Below are 22,183 nucleotides of genomic sequence, written 5' to 3' on the forward strand. Positions count from 1 at the left end.
TAAAAATTGCTATGGTAAGGCGACGAACTCTCGTGGGGAAAGGCTCGTGAGGACAGCTTCACTGAGAAGTGGAGACTACTGCGTGCAGTAGCTCATCTGCGGTCATCCTATCTTTTGGGGGTGTGACTGTGTTTATCCATTCGTAGGGTATTCGGAACAGCAAGTAACCTGCTTTTGCTGTACTAGGTGACGGGTCAGAGAGAGTACCTAAGGCAATCATATGAAGGGATAGTTTTATATGGAACGTGTGAAGGCTATTAGACAGATGGAGGAGCCAAATGAAGTCTTGAAGGTAGGAAATGACCTTCTTAAAGTAGCTGGCAGCAGCCCGTAGTAGTATTGAAGCATCTGTAATGGATGTGGAGCGAAGGGGCATAGTCAAACGAAGGATTTATAAACAATCGCTAGTGCTGAGAAACTCCGTTGAGAATAAATTACTTGGTAAGTGTAACTAATACAATTTTATTGTAGAGGTGACTGCCATTGAAACTTAGCATACCGAAATCAGAAGAAGAATTTCAACAATTAAAAGATAGGTTATATGAAGAAACGAAAGCAGCTCTATCTCAAAATAAACAACCAATTTTTAAAGGTATACTTGAAGTAGCACAATGTGACGCTGTGATTCTAACTGCTATTCATAAACTGAAGAGCAATAAAGGTAGCAATACTGCTGGTGTAGATGAAAAAACGATGCGTACTGATATTCTAAATAATGACTTTAAAAAGGTCTTAAAGGAAGTTAAAAATCAGTTTCAGCAATATACACCGAATATGGTTAGAAGAGTACACATCCTAAAAGATAATGGAGAAACAAGACCACTTGGAATTCCAACTATCACTGATAGAGTAGTGCAGGAGTGCATTCGAAGTGTATTAGAACCTATATGTGAAGCTCAATTTTTCGAGCATTCTTATGGGTTTAGACAATGGAGAAGTACAGAACATGCACTTAGTCGAGTAACAGATGTCGTACAGAAAACAGGTTATCATTGGGTTATTGAAGGCGATATTTCAAAATTTTTCAATACAGTCAATCATACGAAATTGATTAAAATACTGTGGTCGTTCGGTATTCAAGATAAACGCATTTTAATGATGATAAAAGCAATGCTTCAATCAGGCGTGATGGATGAGATTATAAAAAATGATTTAGGAACTCCACAGGGTGGTATTATTTCACCACTATTAGCAAATGTATATTTAACTCCTTTTGATAACTTTGTTACAAGAGAGTATGAACGGAAAAAGTTGAGAAAAGAATATAGTTCAGGACAGCGAAGTTTGATACTGCGGGGATTGTCTGGAAAACCCAGAATTAAACCAATTCCATGTTACCTCATTCGTTATGCGGATGACTGGGTAGTTGTAACGAACAGTAAAGAAAATGCTGAAAAACTTGTATATAAATACGAAAAGTATTTGCGAGAAACGTTGAAACTTACACTTTCCACAACAAAGACGAAAATTACAAATGTCCGTTCTAAAGCTATTGAGTTTTTAGGTTATAAATATAAACAAGTCCGAGGAAAAGCACAAAAAGGCTATATTTCTAGAACAAAGCCGATTGAGGATAAATTAGATAAGAAAATTATCGAATTGCTAAAAGACATTAAGATGCTGAAAAAATGTAAAGATACCGAAACACTTATTTCAGATTTAAACATCATCAACTCAAAAATACGGGGGCTTATAAACTATTATCAAGTGACAACTTGGGGTTCTGAGTCCATGAAAAAGTATAATCAACGAGTAAGATGGGCGTCTTATAGAGCGATTAGGCGAAGGCTTGGTGCAAAAAGTGCTAAAGGGAAAAATAAAAAGGTTGACTGGATAAGAGCCAACCTTTGCACAAACCTATTAGAACTGCATAGCAACTATACCACAGCTTTACCTACACTGAAATATAAAGAGCATGTAATTGGCGTAACAGACTTAGCGTTTATTAAGTTTCAACAACCTACTTTGTTTAATCAAATGGAAACACCATTTACTAAAGAAGGTAGGGAACGTCATTTAACACGATTAAGAAAAAGACCAAAACAGTTTCGTATGGATTTTATATTCGGTGCAGATACCATGGCAACCCGAAGATTATTGGCTAATAAGAAAAGAAAAAAACGGTTGTATAACTTTGAGTTTTATCTAAATAGAGCATATGCTTTTAATCGAGATAAAGGAAAATGTAGAATATGTGGAAAAGAAATTGCTCCACATGAAATTGAGACACATCATGTTAATCCGAATTTAACAACTGAACTTGTTAATCGGGTAAACAACTTAGCTTCATTACATGATATTTGTCACAATGATATGCATAATTCCTCATTAACCGAAACTTTATTACTTGCTAAAGGTTATACTATAACTTCAGTAAAGAAAATTCTTAACTTCAGAAATAAAATAGCGATAAATTAGTTTATAAACGTTTGATGGAACGCCGTATGAATCGAAAGGTTCACGTACGGTGTGAAGTGGGGGAAAATGAAGTCCTAACGAGTAAGGTCGAGGATGGACTTACCTATCACTATCCCATGCCGCAGCCTATGTATTAATGGCTGTGCGTATCGCATGGTTCAAGGTGCATCATCCGATTCTTTACTATGCAGCGTACTTCACTGTGCGTGCGTCGGACTTTGATCTGATTGCAATGACACAAGGTTCTGTCATGATCCGCAAAAAAATCGATGAGATCAACATGAAGGGGCTCGATGCAGCGCCGAAAGAGAAAAGTTTACTGACGGTTATGGAACTGGCACTTGAAATGTGTGAACGCGGGATGAGCTTCAAAAAGGTTGATTTATACCGTTCACAGGCAAGTGAATTCATCATCGAAGGAAACTCATTGATTCCGCCGTTTGATGCCATTCCAGGCCTTGGTACGAACGTAGCGAAACAAATTGTTGAAGCTCGTAAAAACGGCGAGTTTTTATCGAAGGAAGATCTGCAGCAGCGCGGACGTGTATCGAAGACATTAATCGAGTATATGGATGAGCTTGGCTGTCTGGAAGGAATGCCGGATGCCAACCAGCTGTCATTATTCTAATGTTTGGATTGGCTAAAAGAGAGGAATTTGTAATTACGGGTGCATATTCTCTTAATTGTTGTTAATTCTATGTGTTAACAGGCAAAATTTGCATTAGGATAGCCTTTGTGCTATGCTGAATGTAATAATTTGTTGATAGTTCACCAGCAAAAGAGTGGGGTTTCCCGCTCTTTTCTGTTGTTTACACAACTATTTAATTTCGAAGAGCAAGTGTTCAGATCATTTGTTCAATGGAGTTGAACTTTGGCGAATATCACAAATTTAAAATGAAAAAATAAAGTCTGTCTAAAACGTCGTATGTTACGGCAATGGCTGGCTGACCCACGTCTGTGGGCCTCAAAAGAAATCTGGACGCAATTGCATGTAGATGTAAATGTTTCCATATTTTTCAATGAAAACTCGTCTTTTGTTTAACCAATACTAAGAAGATTTAAAACAAACAAAGACGTTAGGGAGGATACGATGAGCAAAGTTACGTCGATCATTGAAGAGCTAGTGACACCGATCGTGGAAGAGCTTGATTTGGAATTAGTTGATATCGAGTTCGTGAAAGAAGGACGCGACTGGTTCCTTCGTATTTATGTTGACACACCGGAAGGCGGCATTGATATTTTACAATGTGCCCAAGTGAGTGAACGTTTAAGCGAGAAATTGGATGAAAATGATCCAATCGAGCAAAACTATTACTTAGAGGTTTCTTCACCAGGAGCGGAACGTCCGTTAAAGAAACAACAGGACTTTGAAAAGGCAATCGGCAAATATATTTATGTAAAAACTTATGAACCAGTTAAGGATTTAAAAGAATTCTATGGTTATTTACGCGCATATACAGATGAATTTTTAGAAATCGAATTCCGTATTAAAACACGTAAAGTTACAGTACAAATTGAAAAAGAAAAAATTGCGCAAGCGCGTCTTGCTATCGATTTTTCAGATAAGCAAATTTAGGAGTGAAAACAAAAATGAGTAGTGAATTACTAGATGCCCTAACTGCCCTTGAAGAGCAGAAAGGTATTTCAAGAGATGTATTAATTGAGGCGATTGAGGCGGCTTTAGTAACGGCGTACAAACGTAACTTCAACCAAGCGCAAAATGTTCGCGTGGACCTTAACCTAGAAACAGGTTCAATGGTTGTTTATTCTCGTAAAGACGTAGTAGAAGAAGTAGAAGACGATCGTCTGGAAATCGCATTGGAAGATGCGAAATTCATTAATGCAGCTTATGAAATTGGTGACGTCGTAGAAGAAGAAGTAACACCACGTAACTTCGGACGTATCGCGGCACAGACTGCTAAGCAAGTTGTAACGCAACGTGTTCGTGAAGCAGAGCGCGGTTTAATCTATGAAGAGTATGTAGACCGTGAAGATGACATCGTAACAGGAGTCATCGAGCGTCAAGATGCACGTAATATTTATGTGTCAATCGGTAAAGTGGAAGCGGCATTACCTGTGAACGAACAAATTCAAGGTGAAGTTTATAAGCCAACATCACGTATCCGTGTTTACATTACAAAAGTTGAGCGCACAACACGTGGTCCACAAGTAATCGTATCTCGTACACATCCTGGATTATTGCGCCGTCTATTTGAGATGGAAGTTCCGGAAATTTATGATGGCACAGTTGAAATCAAATCAATTGCGCGTGAAGCGGGAGACCGTTCAAAAATCTCTGTATATGCACATAATGAAGAAGTAGATCCTGTAGGTTCATGTGTTGGAGCTAAAGGTGCACGTGTGCAAACAATTGTAAACGAATTAAACGGTGAGAAAATTGATATCGTAGAATGGTCAGAAGATCCGGTTGTATTCGTTGCAAATGCACTAAGCCCTTCAAAAGTTCTGGACGTTCAAGTAAATGAAGAAGAAAAATCAACAACAGTTGTCGTACCGGATTATCAATTATCACTAGCGATTGGTAAGCGTGGTCAAAATGCTCGTTTAGCAGCAAAATTAACGGGCTGGAAAATCGACATTAAGAGTGAAACAGATGCACGCGAATTAGGAATCTATCCTTCTGAAACGAGCACATTCGTTCCACGTGAAGATGCAGAAGAAGTACAATTTGATTTATATGGTGATGACGAAGAGTAAGCCATCATCTGGAATGATTTTGCAAGGAGGGTAAGCAATATGGCCGTTAATAAAAAAATTCCTTTACGCAAATGTGTTGCAACAGGCGAGATGCTTCCGAAAAAATCAATGATTCGCGTCGTCCGCTCAAAAGAGGGCGAAGTAACTGTTGATGTTACAGGAAAAAAATCCGGTCGTGGAGCATATGTTTCTAAAACGGAAGATGCTGTTGAAATGGCGCGTAAAAAGAATATTTTAGATCGCCAGCTTGATGCAAAAGTGCCGGATGAGGTGTATGAAGAGTTGCTAACGCTAATCCGCCGGGAGTCGATTTTATGACAAACCCGGCATTGCTACAGCTATTAGGTTTAGCGGCACGTGCACGAAAAACAATATCCGGTGAAGAGCTTGTCGTAAAAGAAATTCGTAACGGCAATGCAAAGCTTGTCTTTTTAGCCTCGGACGCTTCGGCAAATACGAGCAAAAAGATTCAGGATAAATGTACGTTTTATAAAGTTGAGTATTATGTTTTCGGAGATCGTTATGATCTAGGACATGCTACCGGGAAGGAAGCCCGTGTAGCGATTGCTATTACAGATAGCGGATTTGCTAAAAAAATGTCTAGTCTACTCAACGAAAATTAATCGGGGGTGAGCAGATGAGCAAAGTAAGAGTTCATGAATATGCGAAAAAGGTAAATAAAACAAGTAAGGAAGTTATTGAGGTGCTTGCAAAACATAATCTGCCGGTGAAAAATCACATGGCGGTAATTGACGAGCAGGCGGTCTCAAAACTAAATTCTGTCTTTAAGCAAGCAGTGGAACCAACGAAAGATTCTCCTGCAAAGACACCTGCCAAAGCTGTAAATGTTACACCAAAACGCGGTGAACAAGGGCAGAAGAAAGTGCAGCAAGGTCAAAAGCAGGATCGTCCACAATCTGCTTCTAATAACCAACAACCGAACAAAGCTTCAAACGCCCAAGGGCAACCAAAATCGCAACAAGGCGAAAAAATAAGAAATGAAAAAGGTAACCAAAATCGAAATATGACACAAAATAACAATAATAACCGCAAAAGCGGCACAACTCAAAACACTAGTAATAATAAAGGCGGTAACACGCCAAACAGAGGCGGAAATACGCCGAACAAGGGTGGCAACACTCAAAACAAAGGCGGCTATCAACAACGTAGAAAACCAGGTATCAATGGTGGTAAACGTCGTACGCACCGCCCTGCACCACAACCAATGGTGCAAAAAGAATTACCGGAAAAAATTACTTTCTATGAAAGTTTATCCGTTGCAGAACTTGCAAAAAAATTACACCGTGAGCCATCGGAAATTATTAAAAAATTATTTATGCTTGGCGTAATGGCAACAATTAACCAAGAGCTTGATAAGGATGCAATTGAGTTAATCTGTGCAGACTACGGGGTAGAAGTAGAAGAAGAAATCCGTATCGACAAAACAGATTTAGATACGTACTTCGATGACAGTATCGTGGAAGTTGACGAAAACGCATTAGAAGAGCGCCCACCGGTTGTAACAATCATGGGACACGTTGACCACGGTAAAACTTCATTGCTTGACTCAATCCGTAAAACGAAAGTTACAGCGGGTGAAGCAGGCGGTATTACTCAGCATATCGGTGCATACCAAGTAGAAGTAAACGGAAAGAAAATTTCATTCCTTGATACTCCTGGTCACGCGGCATTCACAACAATGCGTGCGCGTGGTGCATCAATTACAGATATCGCAATTATCGTAGTAGCAGCAGATGACGGTGTAATGCCTCAAACAGTTGAAGCAATCAACCACGCAAAAGCTGCAGAAGTACCAATTATCGTAGCAATCAACAAAATGGATAAACCAACTGCCAACCCGGACCGTGTACAACAAGAATTAACGGAGCACGGATTAGTTCCTGAAGCATGGGGTGGAGATACAATCTTCGTACCAATTTCAGCGCTAAAAGGTGAAGGTATTGACCAGCTTCTGGAAATGATTTTATTAGTTTCTGAAGTAGGTGAATTAAAAGCGAACCCGACTCGTTCAGCGATCGGTACAGTAATTGAAGCACAGCTTGATAAAGGCCGTGGTGCAGTTGCAACACTTTTAGTTCAAGATGGTACATTACGTGTTGGTGATCCGATCGTAGTCGGTCATGCATATGGTCGTGTACGTGCAATGGTTAACGATCTTGGCCGTCGTATTAAAACAGCTGGTCCTTCTATGCCGGTTGAGATTACAGGCTTAAACGAAGTACCACAAGCGGGTGACCGTTTCGTAGTATTCGAAGACGAAAAAACAGCTCGTCAAGTTGGTGAGTCTCGTTCAATGACAGCTATCCAAGCTTCACGTTCTGAAAAACAACGTGTAACACTTGATAACTTATTCGAACAAATGAGCCAAGGCGAAATGAAAGAATTAAACTTAATCGTAAAAGCAGACGTACAAGGTACTGTGGAAGCAATGGCTTCTTCATTAATGAAAATTGATGTTGAAGGCGTTAACGTTAAAATCATCCACACTGGTGCGGGTGCAATTACAGAATCGGATATCTCTCTTGCTGCTGCATCAAATGCAATCGTTATCGGATTCAACGTTCGTCCAGATACAAATGCAAAACGTGCTGCAGATGAAGAAGGCGTAGATATTCGTCTACACCGTATCATCTACAAAGTAATCGAAGAAATCGAACACGCGATGAAAGGGATGCTTGATCCAGAGTTCGAAGAGAAAATCGTTGGTCAAGCGGAAGTTCGTCAAACAATTAAAGTATCTAAAGTGGGTACGATCGCAGGTTCATACGTTATCGAAGGTAAAATCGTTCGCGATGCCGGCGTACGTGTAATCCGTGAAAACGTTGTTGTGTTCGAAGGTGAACTTGATTCACTAAAACGCTTCAAAGATGATGCAAAAGAAGTTGCAAAAGGGTATGAGTGTGGTATTACGATCAAAAACTACAACGACATTAAAGAAGGCGACATTATCGAAGCCTTCGTAATGGAAGAAATCGTTCGTAAATAATGATTGTATACGCAGAAGTTGAATTCATGATTCAGACTGCCCACTCATTAAAAGAAAAGCGTGCCGTCCTTCAACGGATGGTGACGCGTACGAAACAAAAATTCAATGTTTCGGTTGCAGAAATTGACCATCAGGATGTATGGCAGCGTACAAAGCTTGCGCTTGTCGCAGTTGCTTCTTCCAAAGAAGCAGCTGAACGCGAGTTAATGCGCGCTGTCCATTATCTGCAGTCAAATCCGCAATGGGAACAGCTGGATTTTTACCGTGAATATTTATAACGTCCACATTTTGTGGCAAACTGTACTATTAATTACGCAATTTAAATGAGGTGACATTTATGTCTCTACGTTCTAATCGAGTTGCTGAGCAAATGAAGAAAGAAATTACTGAAATCATTGCGCGAAAAATCAAAGATCCGCGTGTAGGCTTCGTTACGGTTACTGATGTAGCGGTAACAGGAGACTTACAGCAAGCAACTGTTTATATTACATCGTTAGGCAATGAACGCGAACGCGCGGAAACATTGCAAGCGTTAGAAAAAGCATCCGGTTTCATCCGTTCGGAAGTCGGTTCACGTATCCGCTTACGCCGTACGCCTGAACTTGCATTCGAATTCGATACAGCAATCGAATACGGAAACAAAATCGATGCATTACTACGTGGCCTACACGAAGATAAATAAAACTAAGAAGTCTGCACTGCATAACTATGCAGGCAGACTTTTTGCTTTTTAGAGTTCTTCACAGAATTTTTTTTAGAAATTAAGTACAGAAGTTTTGTTAAAGGAGTAAACTCTATGTTAGGTTGGAGTGACGCGTAGCGAAGGGGGGCGACTCCCAGGGGATTAAGCGTGCGCGGAAAATCCACTTTATCGCTGCCGCCGTAAGAGGCAGCGATAAAGTTAGTTGGAGCCACGCCCCCAGGAAAGCGTCCCCCCGTAGCGAAGCAAAACGGATGATGTGAAAAGTACCGACTATAGAACGACCTTAAAGTAAAGAATCAATTATATATGAAATCCTCATTTCGAACAAAGGAGCAAAACAATGAACGGTATTTTGCCATTATGGAAAGAGCGCGGCATGACAAGTCATGACTGTGTCTTTAAATTACGAAAAATATTGAAGACGAAAAAAGTAGGGCATACCGGGACACTTGATCCGGGTGTAGAAGGCGTCCTGCCAATCTGTATCGGCCAGGCAACACGTATTGCAGAATACTTAACAGATGCCGGCAAAACGTATGAAGCAGTCGTTTCAATCGGACGTACGACAACTACAGAGGATGCGGAAGGCGAAACAGTCGAGCAAAATACAGATTTCAAATCATTTACTCGTGAAGAAATTTTACAAGCACTCCAAACGCTGACTGGCGAAATCGAGCAAACGCCTCCGATGTTTTCCGCAGTAAAAGTAAACGGGAAAAAGCTTTACGAATATGCAAGAGCAGGCCAAACAGTCGAACGCCCAACACGTAAAATCACAATTTATGAGCTGGAATTACTGGATGTTGCCGAAACATTTGAAGGGGAAGAAGTGAAATTCCGGGTCCGCATCAAATGTTCAAAAGGGACGTATATTCGCACACTAGCCGTGCAGATCGGTGAAGCATTAGGCTATCCTGCACATATGCACGAACTTGTCCGTACAGCATCAGGTACATTCACAAAAGACAATTGCTTTACATTGTCCGAAATCGCGGAAATGATGGAAGCAGGGGAGCAGGAGAAGTTTCTGTTGCCGGTTGAATATGCATTATCCGACTATCCATACATCGAAATTACGGAAGACATTGAAAAGCAAATTTTCAATGGGCAAGTTCTCCCAATGCATACTTTATTATCAGAACATGATAAAATTGTATTTGGTGTAGAGGGACGAGCATTTGCGGTTTACATTGCCCATCCAACAAAGAGCGGGCAAATGAAGCCGGATAAGATGTTTCCCGAAATTAATTAGGAGGCACGAGATGAACGTTATTCATTTGAAATACCCCCATCAATTAGCACAGGAAATAGAAAAAGAGTCGTACTCATTAGCAATCGGATTTTTTGATGGGGTACATAAAGGACATCAGGCGGTCATTGAAGCGGCAAAGCAAAAAGCAGAGCAACTTCATATCAAAAGCGCCGTTATGACTTTTGATCCACATCCATCGATTGTATTAGGAAGACGTAATGAAAAAGTGTTTTATATTACGCCTCTATCACAAAAATTAGATACATTAAAAAAATTGAATATCGATACAGTATTTGTTGTAAACTTTACATCAGATTTTGCAAAGCTTACACCTGAAGAATTCATTAAGTATTTTATCGTCGATTTAAATGTTCAGCATGTTACAGCTGGCTTTGACTTCTCATTTGGTCAATACGGCAAAGGCAATATGGAGCTGATGGAGCAGCTGTCTAACGGCCGTTACGGTGTGACCGTAATCGAAAAACAGCAGGATGTAGTCGAAAAAATCAGTTCCACACGCATTCGCAAAGCATTGCAGGACGGGGAAATGGAGCAGGCTCGTAATCTATTAGGCCGTGCATTTGAAGTGCCGGGAATTGTTGTGCACGGAGATAAACGCGGACGGACAATGGGCTTCCCGACAGCAAATGTCCAGGCGATGGAAGGCTGCTATATACCGGCAACTGGTGTGTATGCAGTGAAAATTTTAGTGCAAAATAAGTGGTATGACGGGGTGTGTAATGTAGGCTATAAACCGACATTCAACAACCCGGATGAAAAGCAGCTGTCGATTGAAGTGCATATTCTGAATTTCAATAAAAACATTTACGGTGAAGAGGTCGTTGTCGGCTGGTATAAACGGATTCGCAGTGAACGTAAATTTAACGGCATCGAAGCGCTTATTGAGCAAATTGAATTGGATAAGCAACAAGCAATCGCCTATTTTGAACAACTACGCTAAATAGTTGCGCAATCATCAATAATTATGGTACTATTCATTAGTACGAAATTATCGTATGAACCTTAGCTCGGCTTTTCGCAACTCCAGCGACTGCTGTGCTATTGGGGATATTTTATTTAACAGGAGGTCATTTAAAATGGCAATTACACAAGAACGTAAAAACGAAATTATCGCTGAGTACCGCGTACACGAAACAGACACTGGTTCTCCAGAAGTACAAGTAGCTGTATTAACTGCAGAAATCAACGCTTTAAACGCTCACTTAGCTACTCACAAGAAAGATTTCCACTCTCAACGTGGTCTTCTTAAAATGGTAGGTAAACGTCGTCATTTATTAAAATATTTACGTGAAAACGACGTAGCTCGTTACCGTGAATTAATTACTAAACTTGGATTACGTCGCTAATACGTCGTTAGTCTGATAATAAAAGCGGGATTTTTCCCGCTTTTTATTATGTTTGAAAGATTCAGCTTTCCATTTCAATGGTGCGATGTTTAACTTCTTTGAGCAGGTGTCAATACGCCTGTTGAAAGAAGTTAAACCATTGCTGGAAAGTCAAAATATTTTAAGAAATTTATCGGTAATTTTAATCAAAAAATTTAGCATAGAAAACGCTTTTTTGATACACTAACTATGGTACATAATATGATACGTAGAGTGTTTCAATAAGAAAGGGGTTCATTTAATGAACGAAAAAAAGGTCTTTTCGTATGAATGGGCAGGCCGTCCACTTGTAGTAGAAGTAGGACAGCTAGCAAAACAAGCAAATGGTGCTGCAATGATCCGCTACGGCGAAACAGCAGTTTTAGCTACGGCTACAATGTCAAAACAGCCAAAAGCATTAGATTTCTTCCCGTTAACAGTTAACTTTGAAGAACGTCTTTATGCAGCAGGTAAAATCCCGGGTGGCTTCATTAAACGTGAAGGACGTCCATCAGAAGCGGCAGTATTAACTTCTCGCTTAATCGACCGTCCAATCCGTCCAATGTTCCCGGATGGTTTCCGTAATGAAGTACAATCAATTTTAATGGTAATGTCAAATGATTCAGACTGCCCTGCAGATGTAGCAGCAATGTTTGGTTCTTCATTATCATTAGCAATTTCTGATATCCCATTCGACGGACCGATTGCAGGTGTACATGTAGGATATATCGACGGTGAATTCGTGGTGAACCCGACTGTAGAACAATCTGCAAAATCGACTGTTCACTTAACAGTTGCAGGTAACAAAGATGCGATTAACATGGTAGAAGCAGGCGCTTTAGAAGTACCTGAAGAAATCATGCTTGAAGCGATCATGTTCGGTCACGAAGAAATTAAAAAATTAATTGCTTTCCAAGAGCAAATTGTTGCTGAAGTTGGGAAAGAAAAACTTGAAGTAACATTATATGAATTAGATGCAGACTTAACAGCAGCGATTAAAGCTGAATGTGAAGCTGATATGAATACAGCGATCCAAACAGTGGACAAGCAATTACGCCAAGAAAATATTACAGCAGTAAAAACACGTGTTATCGAATCTTATGAAGCGCAGGAAGCTGACGAAGATACAATGAAACAAGTGAATGCTATTTTAGATAAAATGGTAAAAGACGAAGTGCGTCGTCTAATTACAGAAGATAAAGTTCGTCCGGATGGTCGTAAGCAAGATGAAATCCGCCCACTTTCTTCTGAAGTAGATCTATTACCACGTGCTCACGGTTCAGCATTATTTACACGTGGACAAACTCAAGCATTATCAATTTGTACTTTAGGTGCACTAGGTGACGTTCAAATTATTGACGGCTTAGGTATTGAAGAGTCAAAACGCTGGATGCACCACTATAACTTCCCTCAATTCTCAGTTGGGGAAACAGGTCGTTACGGTAGCCCAGGCCGTCGTGAAATCGGTCACGGTGCATTAGGTGAGCGTGCTATTTTAGCGGTAATGCCAACTGAAGAGGAATTCCCATATGCAATCCGTTGCGTATCGGAAGTATTGGAATCAAACGGTTCTACTTCTCAAGCATCAATCTGTGCATCAACAATGGCACTTATGGCTGCAGGTGTTCCGATTAAAGCACCAGTTGCAGGTATTGCAATGGGTCTTGTTAAAAAAGGCGAGCACTATACAGTATTATCAGATATCCAAGGTATGGAAGACCACCTTGGCGACATGGACTTTAAAGTGGCAGGTACAGCTAAAGGTGTAACAGCACTTCAAATGGACATTAAAATCGATGGTCTGTCTCGTGATATTTTAGAAGAAGCATTAACTCAGGCGAAAATCGGCCGTATGCACATTTTAGAGCATATGATGTCAACGATTTCAGAGTCACGCACTTCATTATCACAATACGCACCAAAAATTGTTTCAATCAAAATTAATCCTGACAAAATCCGCGACGTAATCGGACCGGGTGGTAAAGTAATCAATAAAATTATTGATGAAACAGGCGTTAAAATTGATACAGAACAAGATGGTACAATCTACATCGCTTCAGCTGATGAAGCAATGATTAACCGTGCTAAAGAAATGATCGAATCAATCGTGCGCGAAGCTAAAGTAGGCGAGTACTACATGGCAACAGTAAAACGCATTGAAAAATTCGGTGCATTCTGTGAAATCTTCCCAGGTAAAGACGGCTTACTGCATATTTCTGAAATTCAGGAAGAACGTACGAAAGAAGTAGAAGACGTATTAAAACTAGGCGATGAGTTACTAGTAAAATGTATCGAGATCGACAAACAAGGTCGCGTAAACTTATCACGCAAAGTAGTAATCAAAGAAGAAAAAGAGCGTGCGGAACAAGCAAAATAATTGTTTCCAATCGTATCCAACAAGATAAAAAGGGAGGTTGTACACTATTGTACAGCCTCTTTTTTAAATAATATTATATTGATGGAATAGCAATATCCATAACTTGATGAAGAATAGTAAGGGGAGGTATGCGTAATGGAGAGGCCGACTTCTAGGGGATTAAGCGTGCGCGGAAAATCCACTCATGTTGTGCCGCGTATAGGCGCAACATGAGTTAGTTGGAGCCACGCCCCCAGAAATAATGGAACGAATGCTAAGAGCGTCACATCGTGTGACAACGCATTCGTGACCAACATCCTGTTGGCCTCTCGGAATGAAGCATACCGGACTATATAAATAAGCCGCAAATTGGAATACTACTGATTTATACGTCATACTTATAATTTACTAGCCGAAATAAAGGAGAAATATATGGTACAAGTAATTACAGCAAAAAATGGCGTGCGTATTGTCACAGAGCAAATGCCGCATGTCCGGTCATTATCGGTCGGCATTTGGGTCAATGCAGGCTCACGCTACGAAACAAAAGAAGAAAATGGGATTACCCATTTCATCGAACATATGCTTTTCAAAGGAACGAAAAACCGTACAGCCCGTCAGATCGCGGAAGAATTCGACCGCATCGGCGGAGAGATCAATGCCTTCACATCGAAGGAACATACATGCTATTACGCAAAAGTGCTCGACCATCATGGTGAGCTTGCCATCGATATTCTGGCTGATATGTTCTTTAACTCTTTATTTGCAAAAGAAGAAATTGAACGTGAACGCCAAGTTGTGCTTGAAGAAATCTATATGAGTGAAGATGATCCGGCAGATGATGTCCATGAAAAATTATGGGGTGTCATGTACCCGGATGATGCGCTGGGCCGTCCGATTTTAGGCACTCCAGAAACGCTAGCAACATTCGATGAGAAGATGATCCGCACGTATATGGCGAAACATTACGGACCTCAAAATGTTGTCATCTCGATTGCAGGGAATATTGAAGATAGTTTGCTTGAAAAAGTGGAAGCATTATTCGGAAACTATGAAGCAAGTGAAGAATCGGTAGTTTCCAAACCGTCTTACCCGACATTTACAGCAGGGGAAGTCGAAAAGTTACGTGATACTGAACAGGCGCATATTGCCATTTCATTCCCGGCGATTGCGGTAAAAGATCCGAAAATGTACAGCTTTATTGCGTTGAATAATATTATCGGCGGCAATATGAGTTCACGCCTGTTCCAGGAAGTGCGGGAAGAGCGCGGCTTGGCGTATTCGGTATTCAGCTACCAGTCGAGCTATGAGGATGTAGGGACATTTACGATTTATGCGTCGGCATCGAAACAAAACTTGGATGCATTAAAGCAGCAGATCGACCAGACGTTATTTGACCTTGTAGCAGGCGGGGTAACGGAAACCGAGCTTGAAAATGCGAAAGAGCAGTTAAAAGGCGGCTTCGTTTTAGGGCTTGAAGGAACGGAAGACTTTATGAACCGTAACGGGGTCAATGAACTCATCCACCAAAATCACCGTTCAGTCGATGAAGTACTGGCAAAAATCGATGCCATTTCGATGGAAACGATCGATGAGTTAATTACACAAATTTTACTATCCGAACCGGCAATTGCGATTATCGGACCGGAAAACGAATAACAAAAAGGACAGCGCGTGCTAGCAGTTAGCATACGCTGTCCTTTTAAAATTCTGCGGCCAAATATTTTGTTGCAGCCGATTTGAAATATTGATAATAAATAATGAAACTAATAATTATAACAATCGGAGCTCCGATTTGTTTAATACCTATAATACTAAATAGAAGCATGCTCAGTAAATGAACAAACATAAAGAGAAGAAAGTAACCAATTAATATGCCAAATGAAATTCTTGTCGAGCCCTTTGTCGGATTGCTTAAATAGTTTTTTAACATAGAGCCGATAGAAGCAACTCCGGCAGCAAAGGCAATCGAAATTAAGGAAAACTGAAAGCCCCCGATTTGATCATTCAAATATAAATAAGTTTGATAAATCCCGATAGGAACTGCAATGATAAGCAAGAGCAGCAGACTGAAAATAAATAAACTTTTTACAAAATCTTTTGGGTCAATCGGCATTATCCGTAATCGTTTCATAAAGTGGTTTTCGAGTATGTAGCTCGAGCCTAATGATGGTGAGAACATCAATAAATAAAAAGCCAGAAAACCTATATTAATTTCGTTGCTTATTAGCCACTGAATTGCAATCATCATTGCAATAAATAAAAAAACAGTGATCAGTAGTTTTCTCGATAGATAAAAATGAACTTTCAGTAGTGCGATCAAACGATATCCCTCCTGTTTTCTCGTAAGTAAGAGATGCTTGCGGCGATGATTAAAAGTATGAATACACTTACAAATAAAATGAAGCTTTGAGATGTTGTTAAACTTTCTAAAAATATAAGTAATTGAGCTACACCTAATGGAATAAGAACTATAAATAAGTTAATAAACCGACCAAATTTACTACGGCGAAACAGCAGGAAAAAAGCGATAATAAAAAAGCTGATGCCAAAGCTAACGAATAGCTGTCTGACGGAAGGCAAAACAAGCTGCTTTTCCAGCAATGTTTGAATCGCGGTCGTTGCGACAATTGTATAAAGAATATAGTACAATGCGTAGCGCCCTAAAAAAGAGAGGTCTACAATGAAAAATGTCTTTCTGGGAATCGGAAACAGACTTGTCATGACAAGCTGGCTCTCCCGTTGATCCAGATAAACGGCACAGAGCGCTGTTATACTGATGGACAGTATAAAGTACGCCGCGAATTCGGCACCTTCGAATAATAAAGGGAGGCCGAAAATGGATGCCACAACCGGTGTAAACAAAATCCATGCAGACAATTGCTGACCGTAAAAACGAAAAAGCATCTGGTTCATTTTTTCCGCCCCTTTACGAAAAACAACATCAGATCATCAATCGTCGGTTTTTGCAGTTCAATAACCGGATTCACAAATTCACGCATGACCAAGTACTCAACCCCAAATACATAATCCCGTTTGCCGATGATGGAATGGTTCGGTATAATTTTGGCGTCTTCATACGATCCTTTCCAAATCCCGTATCCGTACAGCAGGTCATCTTTATTTTCACTGAACAGAATTTCGCCATCATGGATAAATGTGATCGTATCGGCGATTTTCTCTAAATCCGATGTAATATGGGAAGAAAAGAGGATGGCATGATCTTCCTGTTCCATAAAGTTTTGCAGTATACCGAGCACTTCATCGCGCACGATCGGATCAAGACCGCTCGTTGGTTCATCGAGCAGCAAAAGTTTCGGCCGATGTCCTAGTGCAAGTGAAAGGGCGAGCTTCATTTTCGCTCCTTTGGACATCGTTTTGATTTTGTCGTACTTCGGCACATCCAACTGCTCCAGCAATTGATAAAAATAAGGGCGGTCCCACGTAGGATAAACATTTCCGTACAGAACATCGAGTTCTTTTGGTGTGAAATTTTCCGGTACATGCAGTTCATCGAATACAACCCCGATTTGCGCCTTCAACTCCACTTCATGTTCGATATGGTCTTTTCCGAATAAAAGAATATCGCCATCAATTTTTTTCAGCAAGTTTAAAATCAGTTTGATCGTTGTAGATTTTCCGGCACCGTTTTGCCCGATAAAGCCTGCAATCGTCCCGCTCTCCACCGTGAACGAAATATTATTTAAACGGAATTTTTTAAATTGCTTCGAAACATTTTTAACTTCAATTGCGTTCATCATCATTCCTCCAATAGTAAATCGAGTAGGTCATGCAGTTCCTCTTTCGGCACATTGGCAGTTTTCGCGATGGAAACCGCTTTTGTAAAATGCACTTCAATTTGACGGATCAGCTCTTCCCGCAGGAAATCCTGATTGCGTTCGGATACATAGCTCCCTTTACCGGCCATCGTGACGATAAAGCCATCCCGCTCCAAATCTGCATATGCCCGCTTCGTTGTCATCACACTGATCTTTAATTCTTTCGCCAATGCTCTGATAGAAGGTAAGGAGTCGCCTGTTACCAGTGTGCCTGACAAAATAGCCTGTTTTAACTGGTCGGTAATTTGTTCATAAATAGGCTTTTCACTGTTATTGCTCAATTTGATAATCAATCATTTCACCTCACATGTTCAAACTGTGTATATACAGTATACACAGATATGGAATAATATGTCTACTGCAAATTTGAAAAATATAAATTTAAGCAATCTTTTTCCGAGTCCATGCTGTGTGACTCACTGCCCATGAATAGGTCCTTCAAACTTAAATGATGAACCATTTCACTTCTGCCAAAGTTGATGCATATAGTAATGTAGGCTCTTACAAGAGGAGGGATGCAATGCTTTTATCAGAGCTCGCTGAAAAAGAACTGATCGAAATGGAAAACGGTGTTCGATATGGATTTTTAGCTGAGACGGAATGTATTTTTGATGCCAAAACAGGGAAGATTGCCGGATTTGAAATGCCCGCGCAAATGGTGAAGATGCCATTCCAAAAGAAAAAGACAGGGATGGTAAAATACATTCCTTGGAGTGAAATTATTTTAATCGGGGAAGACCGGGTATTATTTCAAAAAACAACATCGACATTAAAGCATGCCAATGATGACTGAACGCTGGCTTGTGATCGGTACAGATGAGCGGATGAAGTTTTTGGCGAAGCAATTATCGACAAATGATCGCACGGTGTATTACAAAAATACGACTGTTTGGGATGAAGCACTAAACAAAGTAGCATTGGAGCTGCACCCGACAGAAGTTGTGTTGCCGATCCACCCTTTATCGATTCAAGTGGAGGAGCTTTTAGGTATTCGTCAGGCACGATTTTTTGCGGGTAAATTAACAGATGAATGGAAACAGATTCTTGAAAACAAGCGCTTGCATTACTATTTGGAAGATGAAACGTTCATCTGGAAAAATGCTGCGCTTACTGCAGAGGGCTTTTTAGCGCATTTGTATAAAGAGAAAGTAAATGTGCAGTATAAAACAATTATGATTACAGGGTTTGGACGTGTAGCAAAGATGCTTGCCCTGTTTTTAACACGTCTCAATGCAAAGGTCATCATCGCCGTACGTTCGGAAACGCAAAAAGCCGAGGCCCTTGCATATGGCTACCAAGGTATTGAATTAAATGAGAAAAATAGGATGGAAGCGGATTTTCTGATTAATACGATTCCGACGAAATGGCTGACAAAGGATTTTGCATCATGGATGGTCCGTCCGATTTATGATGTCGCATCAAACCCGGGATGTTTGAACGATATCAAATTATCGCAATATGAGCTGCTACCTGCATTACCTGGGAAATACTTTCCGCAAGCTGCAGCAAACTTATTATATGAAACGATACTAGAATTACGAAAGGAGGAAGCAAATGCTTGAGGGAAAACGCATTGGTTTAGGAATTACCGCATCACATTGTACGTATGAAGAAGTCGTACCGAAAATTACCCAATTTCGTGAAGCCGGTGCAACCGTTGTACCGATTATAACGCCTTCTGTATTACATGCTGCTACACGATTTGGAACTGGTGAAGAATGGATTGAGAAAATCGAAGCTCTTGCGGGGGAAAAGGTTGTCAGCTCGATTGCGGAAGCGGAACCATTCGGACCAAGTAATCCGTTAGACTGTATGGTCATCGCGCCAATGACAGGGAACTCGATCAGTAAATTCGCGAATGCTGCAACAGATAGTGCCGTACTCATGGCAGCAAAGGCGACACTTCGAAATGGTTCACCTGTTGTACTTGGTATTTCTACGAATGATGCGCTAGGGTTAAACGGAATGAATTTAATGAAATTAATGAATGCGAAAAACATTTTCTTCATTCCGTTCGGTCAGGACGATCCAATTAAAAAACCGACGTCACTTATAGCGGATTTCACAAAAATGCTCGATACTGTAGCATATACGCTCGCTCATAAAAAACAGATCCAGCCAATATTTATACAATATTTTAAATAATCAAATTATCTCACACAATTTTAATAATATATGATACAATATCCAACATTATATACATACCGATATTTTTAGGAGAGATGAGACATGACAAGAAAATTGAATGTTGCCGTAGTTGGGGCAACAGGAGCTGTAGGTACAAAAATGATGGAGAAGCTGATTGAGCGTAAATTTCCAATTGCATCGATCAAGTTTTTAGCTTCTGCTCGTTCAGCGGGAAAACAAGTTGAATTCAATGGTGAAAACTATACGATAGAAGAAGCGAAACCGGAAAGTTTTGAAGGGATCGATCTAGCATTATTTTCAGCAGGCGGGGCTGTATCAGAGGCACTTGCACCTGAAGCAGCAAAGCGTGGAGCGATTGTTATTGATAACACAAGCCATTTCCGTATGGATCCAGAGGTACCGCTTGTTGTACCGGAAGTAAATCGCCATGCATTAAAAACAGTTCCAAAAGGGATTATCGCAAACCCAAACTGTTCGACTATTCAAATGGTTGCAGCATTACAGCCAATCCGTGAAAAATTCGGTTTAACAAAAGTTGTTGTATCGACATATCAAGCGGTATCCGGTTCTGGTGTGGCAGCAATTGAAGAACTGCGTGAGCAAAGTGCACAGTGGGATGCAGGGAAAAATGTAGAAGCGAAAGTTTTACCGGTTAAATCAGATAAAAAACATTATCCTATCGCACGTAATGTCATTCCGCAAATCGATAAATTTACGGAAAATGGCTTTACATATGAAGAGATGAAAATGATCAACGAAACGAAAAAAATTATGGAATTACCTGAGCTGAAAGTCGCTGCAACATGTGTACGTGTTCCGGTTGTTTCAGGCCACTCAGAATCGGTTTATATCGAACTGGAGCAAGAAGCAACAGTACAGCAAATTTTTGACGCATTAACAGGTGCACCGGGTATTGTTCTGCAAGATGACATTCGCGAACAGCTTTACCCGATGCCGATTTTTGCGGAAAATGAAGAACCGACATATGTTGGACGTATTCGCCAAGATTTAGACAACAAAAAAGGATTCCACTTATGGATTGTGTCAGATAATTTATTAAAAGGGGCTGCACTCAACTCTATTCAAATTGCAGAAGCTATGCTAGAGGATCACTTACTATAAGGGGAGGATTATTAGTTATGGATTTCGGACGTATTGGTACAGCGATGATTACGCCGTTTAAAAAGGACGGTACGATTAATTATCCTGAGTTAGAACGTATTATTGACCATTTAATTGAAAATGGTACAGATTCAATTATTGCTTGTGGAACAACTTCTGAAAACCCGACGATGTCAACTGAGGAAAAAATCGAGGTCGTGCGTTTTACAGTCGAAAAAGTGGCTGGACGCATACCTGTTATTGCCGGTACAGGGGATAACGAAACAGCCTATTCGATTATGATGACTCACAAAGCAGAGGAAAATGGGGCAAACGGAATCATGCTAGTAACCCCATATTATAATAAACCTAACCAGCGCGGCATGTATGCCCACTTTAGTACGATCGCAAAAGAAACGAAACTCCCTGTCATGCTTTATAATGTCCCTGGACGTACGGGTGCCAATATTTTAGCGGAAACAACGATTGCGATCAGCAAAGATGTACCGAATATTACATGCATCAAAGAAGCGAGCGGTAACTTGGATCAAATGGGGGACATCATTGAAAATGTGGATCCGGATTTCCATGTGTATTCAGGGGATGACGGGTTAACATTGCCACTGCTTGCAATCGGTGGTCGCGGCATTATTTCTGTTGCTTCACATGTAGTAGGGAAAGATATGCAGCAAATGGTCCGTGCATTTGAAGAAGGCCGTCATCAGGAGGCTGCACAAATTCACCGTGCATTATTGCCGCTTGTTCGTGCGCTATTTGCACAACCAAATCCATCCCCAATTAAATACGCGATGACTAAATTAGGCTTTGATACACTTGATGTACGGATGCCGATGATGGAAATGCTACCGGAAGAAAAGGCAGCATTCGATGAAATCTGGGATACGTATCAGGAAAAAGCAAAAAGTTTCCGCGCATTACAAGTAAACTAACAAAATTCACAGTCACTCCTTCCGATGAGAAGCGGGTGACTGTTTTTTTATTTTTGGTCAGTTTGAGGATTATTGCGGATGAAGTGAGGATTAATGGTCAGAAACTGAGGATTATAAGACGAGTCTTGAGGATTACCCGCTGCCAACTGAGGATTATCCAGTTAAAAGAGAGGAATAAAATTTTGACATTATGCAAAACGGTTATGATTTTAATTTGCCCGCAGTTCCGTAAAAAAAGAAAATCACTTTTTTATTTGTACTAACGTCATTCTCACCGTATAATGAACTTTAAGTGGTTGCTGTTCG

At 40.4% G+C, this 22,183-nt stretch carries 22 protein-coding genes and 1 pseudogene; 19 read left to right on the top strand and 4 right to left on the bottom strand.

Features of this window, described 5'->3' with window-relative positions; genetic code table 11:
• The first annotated feature begins 483 nt into the window (after nucleotides 1-483).
• The 14 genes and pseudogenes from ltrA to MKY51_RS04890 all read left to right on the top strand — a co-directional run bounded on the left by ltrA (nucleotide 484) and on the right by MKY51_RS04890 (nucleotide 15,498).
• A complete protein-coding gene (ltrA, locus tag MKY51_RS04825) occupies nucleotides 484-2,418 on the top strand; it encodes a group II intron reverse transcriptase/maturase (RefSeq protein WP_339175594.1) in 1,935 nt (644 codons plus the stop codon).
• Between the two features lie 112 nt (nucleotides 2,419-2,530).
• A pseudogene (polC, locus tag MKY51_RS04830) lies at nucleotides 2,531-3,046 on the top strand (PolC-type DNA polymerase III); the annotation flags it as partial.
• Between the two features lie 462 nt (nucleotides 3,047-3,508).
• Nucleotides 3,509-3,994 carry a ribosome maturation factor RimP gene (gene rimP, locus MKY51_RS04835; protein ID WP_079525284.1) on the top strand — a complete coding sequence of 162 codons (486 nt, stop codon included), beginning with the start codon at nucleotides 3,509-3,511 and terminating at the stop codon, nucleotides 3,992-3,994.
• A gap of 14 nt (nucleotides 3,995-4,008) precedes the next feature.
• Nucleotides 4,009-5,136 carry a transcription termination factor NusA gene (nusA, locus tag MKY51_RS04840; protein WP_079525286.1) on the top strand — a complete coding sequence of 376 codons (1,128 nt, stop codon included), beginning with the start codon at nucleotides 4,009-4,011 and terminating at the stop codon, nucleotides 5,134-5,136.
• A gap of 39 nt (nucleotides 5,137-5,175) precedes the next feature.
• On the top strand, nucleotides 5,176-5,454 hold the full coding sequence (locus tag MKY51_RS04845; protein ID WP_339175595.1) for a YlxR family protein: 279 nt from the start codon (nucleotides 5,176-5,178) through the stop codon (nucleotides 5,452-5,454).
• Nucleotides 5,451-5,759, top strand: a complete 309-nt coding sequence (locus MKY51_RS04850) for a YlxQ family RNA-binding protein (RefSeq protein WP_251689276.1) — start codon at nucleotides 5,451-5,453, stop codon at nucleotides 5,757-5,759. The genes MKY51_RS04845 and MKY51_RS04850 overlap by 4 nt, the downstream gene beginning before the upstream one ends.
• A gap of 14 nt (nucleotides 5,760-5,773) precedes the next feature.
• A complete protein-coding gene (gene infB / locus MKY51_RS04855; RefSeq protein ID WP_339175596.1) occupies nucleotides 5,774-8,143 on the top strand; it encodes a translation initiation factor IF-2 in 2,370 nt (789 codons plus the stop codon).
• Nucleotides 8,143-8,421, top strand: coding sequence for a DUF503 domain-containing protein (locus tag MKY51_RS04860; protein WP_079525294.1), 279 nt, complete (start codon nucleotides 8,143-8,145; stop codon nucleotides 8,419-8,421). The genes infB and MKY51_RS04860 overlap by 1 nt, the downstream gene beginning before the upstream one ends.
• A 59-nt stretch (nucleotides 8,422-8,480) precedes the next feature.
• Nucleotides 8,481-8,825 carry a 30S ribosome-binding factor RbfA gene (rbfA, locus tag MKY51_RS04865; protein ID WP_339175597.1) on the top strand — a complete coding sequence of 115 codons (345 nt, stop codon included), beginning with the start codon at nucleotides 8,481-8,483 and terminating at the stop codon, nucleotides 8,823-8,825.
• A 361-nt stretch (nucleotides 8,826-9,186) separates the two neighbouring features.
• Entirely contained in the window at nucleotides 9,187-10,098 is a 912-nt protein-coding gene (gene truB / locus MKY51_RS04870; RefSeq protein ID WP_339175598.1) for a tRNA pseudouridine(55) synthase TruB, read from the top strand.
• 10 nt (nucleotides 10,099-10,108) lie between these two features.
• A complete protein-coding gene (ribF, locus tag MKY51_RS04875; protein ID WP_339175599.1) occupies nucleotides 10,109-11,059 on the top strand; it encodes a riboflavin biosynthesis protein RibF in 951 nt (316 codons plus the stop codon).
• A gap of 136 nt (nucleotides 11,060-11,195) precedes the next feature.
• On the top strand, nucleotides 11,196-11,465 hold the full coding sequence (gene rpsO / locus MKY51_RS04880) for a 30S ribosomal protein S15 (RefSeq protein WP_008403229.1): 270 nt from the start codon (nucleotides 11,196-11,198) through the stop codon (nucleotides 11,463-11,465).
• A gap of 280 nt (nucleotides 11,466-11,745) precedes the next feature.
• Nucleotides 11,746-13,860: a polyribonucleotide nucleotidyltransferase gene (gene pnp / locus MKY51_RS04885; protein ID WP_339175600.1), complete on the top strand. Its 2,115-nt coding sequence runs from the start codon at nucleotides 11,746-11,748 to the stop codon at nucleotides 13,858-13,860.
• A 411-nt stretch (nucleotides 13,861-14,271) separates the two neighbouring features.
• A complete protein-coding gene (locus MKY51_RS04890) occupies nucleotides 14,272-15,498 on the top strand; it encodes a pitrilysin family protein (RefSeq protein WP_339175601.1) in 1,227 nt (408 codons plus the stop codon).
• Nucleotides 15,499-15,541: 43 nt separating this feature from the next.
• On the opposite strand, the gene MKY51_RS04895 is transcribed toward MKY51_RS04890, so the two are convergent.
• From MKY51_RS04895 to MKY51_RS04910, 4 genes are read right to left on the bottom strand one after another with little or no spacing between them, the layout of a single operon-like run.
• A complete protein-coding gene (locus MKY51_RS04895) occupies nucleotides 15,542-16,162 on the bottom strand; it encodes a hypothetical protein (protein ID WP_339175602.1) in 621 nt (206 codons plus the stop codon).
• Nucleotides 16,159-16,755, bottom strand: a complete 597-nt coding sequence (locus MKY51_RS04900; RefSeq protein ID WP_339175603.1) for an ATPase — start codon at nucleotides 16,753-16,755, stop codon at nucleotides 16,159-16,161. Before MKY51_RS04900 ends, MKY51_RS04895 begins: the two co-directional genes overlap by 4 nt.
• The gene (locus tag MKY51_RS04905; RefSeq protein ID WP_339175604.1) at nucleotides 16,752-17,597 is read right to left on the bottom strand and encodes an ABC transporter ATP-binding protein; all 846 of its coding nucleotides are present in this window, start codon (nucleotides 17,595-17,597) and stop codon (nucleotides 16,752-16,754) included. The genes MKY51_RS04900 and MKY51_RS04905 overlap by 4 nt, the downstream gene beginning before the upstream one ends.
• 2 nt (nucleotides 17,598-17,599) lie before the next feature.
• Nucleotides 17,600-17,971, bottom strand: coding sequence for a GntR family transcriptional regulator (locus MKY51_RS04910; protein ID WP_339175605.1), 372 nt, complete (start codon nucleotides 17,969-17,971; stop codon nucleotides 17,600-17,602).
• A 227-nt stretch (nucleotides 17,972-18,198) separates the two neighbouring features.
• On the opposite strand from MKY51_RS04910, the gene MKY51_RS04915 reads away from it, so the two are divergent.
• The 5 genes from MKY51_RS04915 to dapA all read left to right on the top strand — a co-directional run bounded on the left by MKY51_RS04915 (nucleotide 18,199) and on the right by dapA (nucleotide 21,877).
• On the top strand, nucleotides 18,199-18,471 hold the full coding sequence (locus MKY51_RS04915) for a YlmC/YmxH family sporulation protein (RefSeq protein WP_339175606.1): 273 nt from the start codon (nucleotides 18,199-18,201) through the stop codon (nucleotides 18,469-18,471).
• On the top strand, nucleotides 18,464-19,240 hold the full coding sequence (locus MKY51_RS04920) for an NAD(P)-dependent oxidoreductase (protein WP_339175607.1): 777 nt from the start codon (nucleotides 18,464-18,466) through the stop codon (nucleotides 19,238-19,240). Before MKY51_RS04915 ends, MKY51_RS04920 begins: the two co-directional genes overlap by 8 nt.
• Complete coding sequence (locus tag MKY51_RS04925) at nucleotides 19,233-19,823, top strand: dipicolinate synthase subunit B (RefSeq protein ID WP_339175608.1); 591 nt, start codon at nucleotides 19,233-19,235, stop codon at nucleotides 19,821-19,823. The genes MKY51_RS04920 and MKY51_RS04925 overlap by 8 nt, the downstream gene beginning before the upstream one ends.
• A gap of 84 nt (nucleotides 19,824-19,907) precedes the next feature.
• On the top strand, nucleotides 19,908-20,948 hold the full coding sequence (locus MKY51_RS04930; protein WP_339175611.1) for an aspartate-semialdehyde dehydrogenase: 1,041 nt from the start codon (nucleotides 19,908-19,910) through the stop codon (nucleotides 20,946-20,948).
• A gap of 17 nt (nucleotides 20,949-20,965) precedes the next feature.
• Nucleotides 20,966-21,877, top strand: coding sequence for a 4-hydroxy-tetrahydrodipicolinate synthase (gene dapA, locus MKY51_RS04935; protein WP_339175612.1), 912 nt, complete (start codon nucleotides 20,966-20,968; stop codon nucleotides 21,875-21,877).
• Nucleotides 21,878-22,183: the final 306 nt, after the last annotated feature.

This window comes from Solibacillus sp. FSL R5-0691, assembly GCF_037974225.1.
GTDB lineage: Bacteria > Bacillota > Bacilli > Bacillales_A > Planococcaceae > Solibacillus.

Excerpts from the sequence above, each read along its gene's own strand:
- rimP (WP_079525284.1), top strand. The coding sequence starts at position 3,509 with ATGAGCAAAGTTACGTCGATCATTGAAGAGCTAGTGACACCGATCGTG.
- nusA (WP_079525286.1), top strand. The coding sequence starts at position 4,009 with ATGAGTAGTGAATTACTAGATGCCCTAACTGCCCTTGAAGAGCAGAAA.
- MKY51_RS04845 (WP_339175595.1), top strand. The coding sequence starts at position 5,176 with ATGGCCGTTAATAAAAAAATTCCTTTACGCAAATGTGTTGCAACAGGC.
- MKY51_RS04850 (WP_251689276.1), top strand. The coding sequence starts at position 5,451 with ATGACAAACCCGGCATTGCTACAGCTATTAGGTTTAGCGGCACGTGCA.
- infB (WP_339175596.1), top strand. The coding sequence starts at position 5,774 with ATGAGCAAAGTAAGAGTTCATGAATATGCGAAAAAGGTAAATAAAACA.
- MKY51_RS04860 (WP_079525294.1), top strand. The coding sequence starts at position 8,143 with ATGATTGTATACGCAGAAGTTGAATTCATGATTCAGACTGCCCACTCA.
- rbfA (WP_339175597.1), top strand. The coding sequence starts at position 8,481 with ATGTCTCTACGTTCTAATCGAGTTGCTGAGCAAATGAAGAAAGAAATT.
- truB (WP_339175598.1), top strand. The coding sequence starts at position 9,187 with ATGAACGGTATTTTGCCATTATGGAAAGAGCGCGGCATGACAAGTCAT.
- ribF (WP_339175599.1), top strand. The coding sequence starts at position 10,109 with ATGAACGTTATTCATTTGAAATACCCCCATCAATTAGCACAGGAAATA.
- rpsO (WP_008403229.1), top strand. The coding sequence starts at position 11,196 with ATGGCAATTACACAAGAACGTAAAAACGAAATTATCGCTGAGTACCGC.
- pnp (WP_339175600.1), top strand. The coding sequence starts at position 11,746 with ATGAACGAAAAAAAGGTCTTTTCGTATGAATGGGCAGGCCGTCCACTT.
- MKY51_RS04890 (WP_339175601.1), top strand. The coding sequence starts at position 14,272 with ATGGTACAAGTAATTACAGCAAAAAATGGCGTGCGTATTGTCACAGAG.
- MKY51_RS04900 (WP_339175603.1), bottom strand. The coding sequence starts at position 16,755 with ATGAACCAGATGCTTTTTCGTTTTTACGGTCAGCAATTGTCTGCATGG.
- MKY51_RS04905 (WP_339175604.1), bottom strand. The coding sequence starts at position 17,597 with ATGAACGCAATTGAAGTTAAAAATGTTTCGAAGCAATTTAAAAAATTC.
- MKY51_RS04915 (WP_339175606.1), top strand. The coding sequence starts at position 18,199 with ATGCTTTTATCAGAGCTCGCTGAAAAAGAACTGATCGAAATGGAAAAC.
- MKY51_RS04920 (WP_339175607.1), top strand. The coding sequence starts at position 18,464 with ATGACTGAACGCTGGCTTGTGATCGGTACAGATGAGCGGATGAAGTTT.
- MKY51_RS04925 (WP_339175608.1), top strand. The coding sequence starts at position 19,233 with ATGCTTGAGGGAAAACGCATTGGTTTAGGAATTACCGCATCACATTGT.
- MKY51_RS04930 (WP_339175611.1), top strand. The coding sequence starts at position 19,908 with ATGACAAGAAAATTGAATGTTGCCGTAGTTGGGGCAACAGGAGCTGTA.
- dapA (WP_339175612.1), top strand. The coding sequence starts at position 20,966 with ATGGATTTCGGACGTATTGGTACAGCGATGATTACGCCGTTTAAAAAG.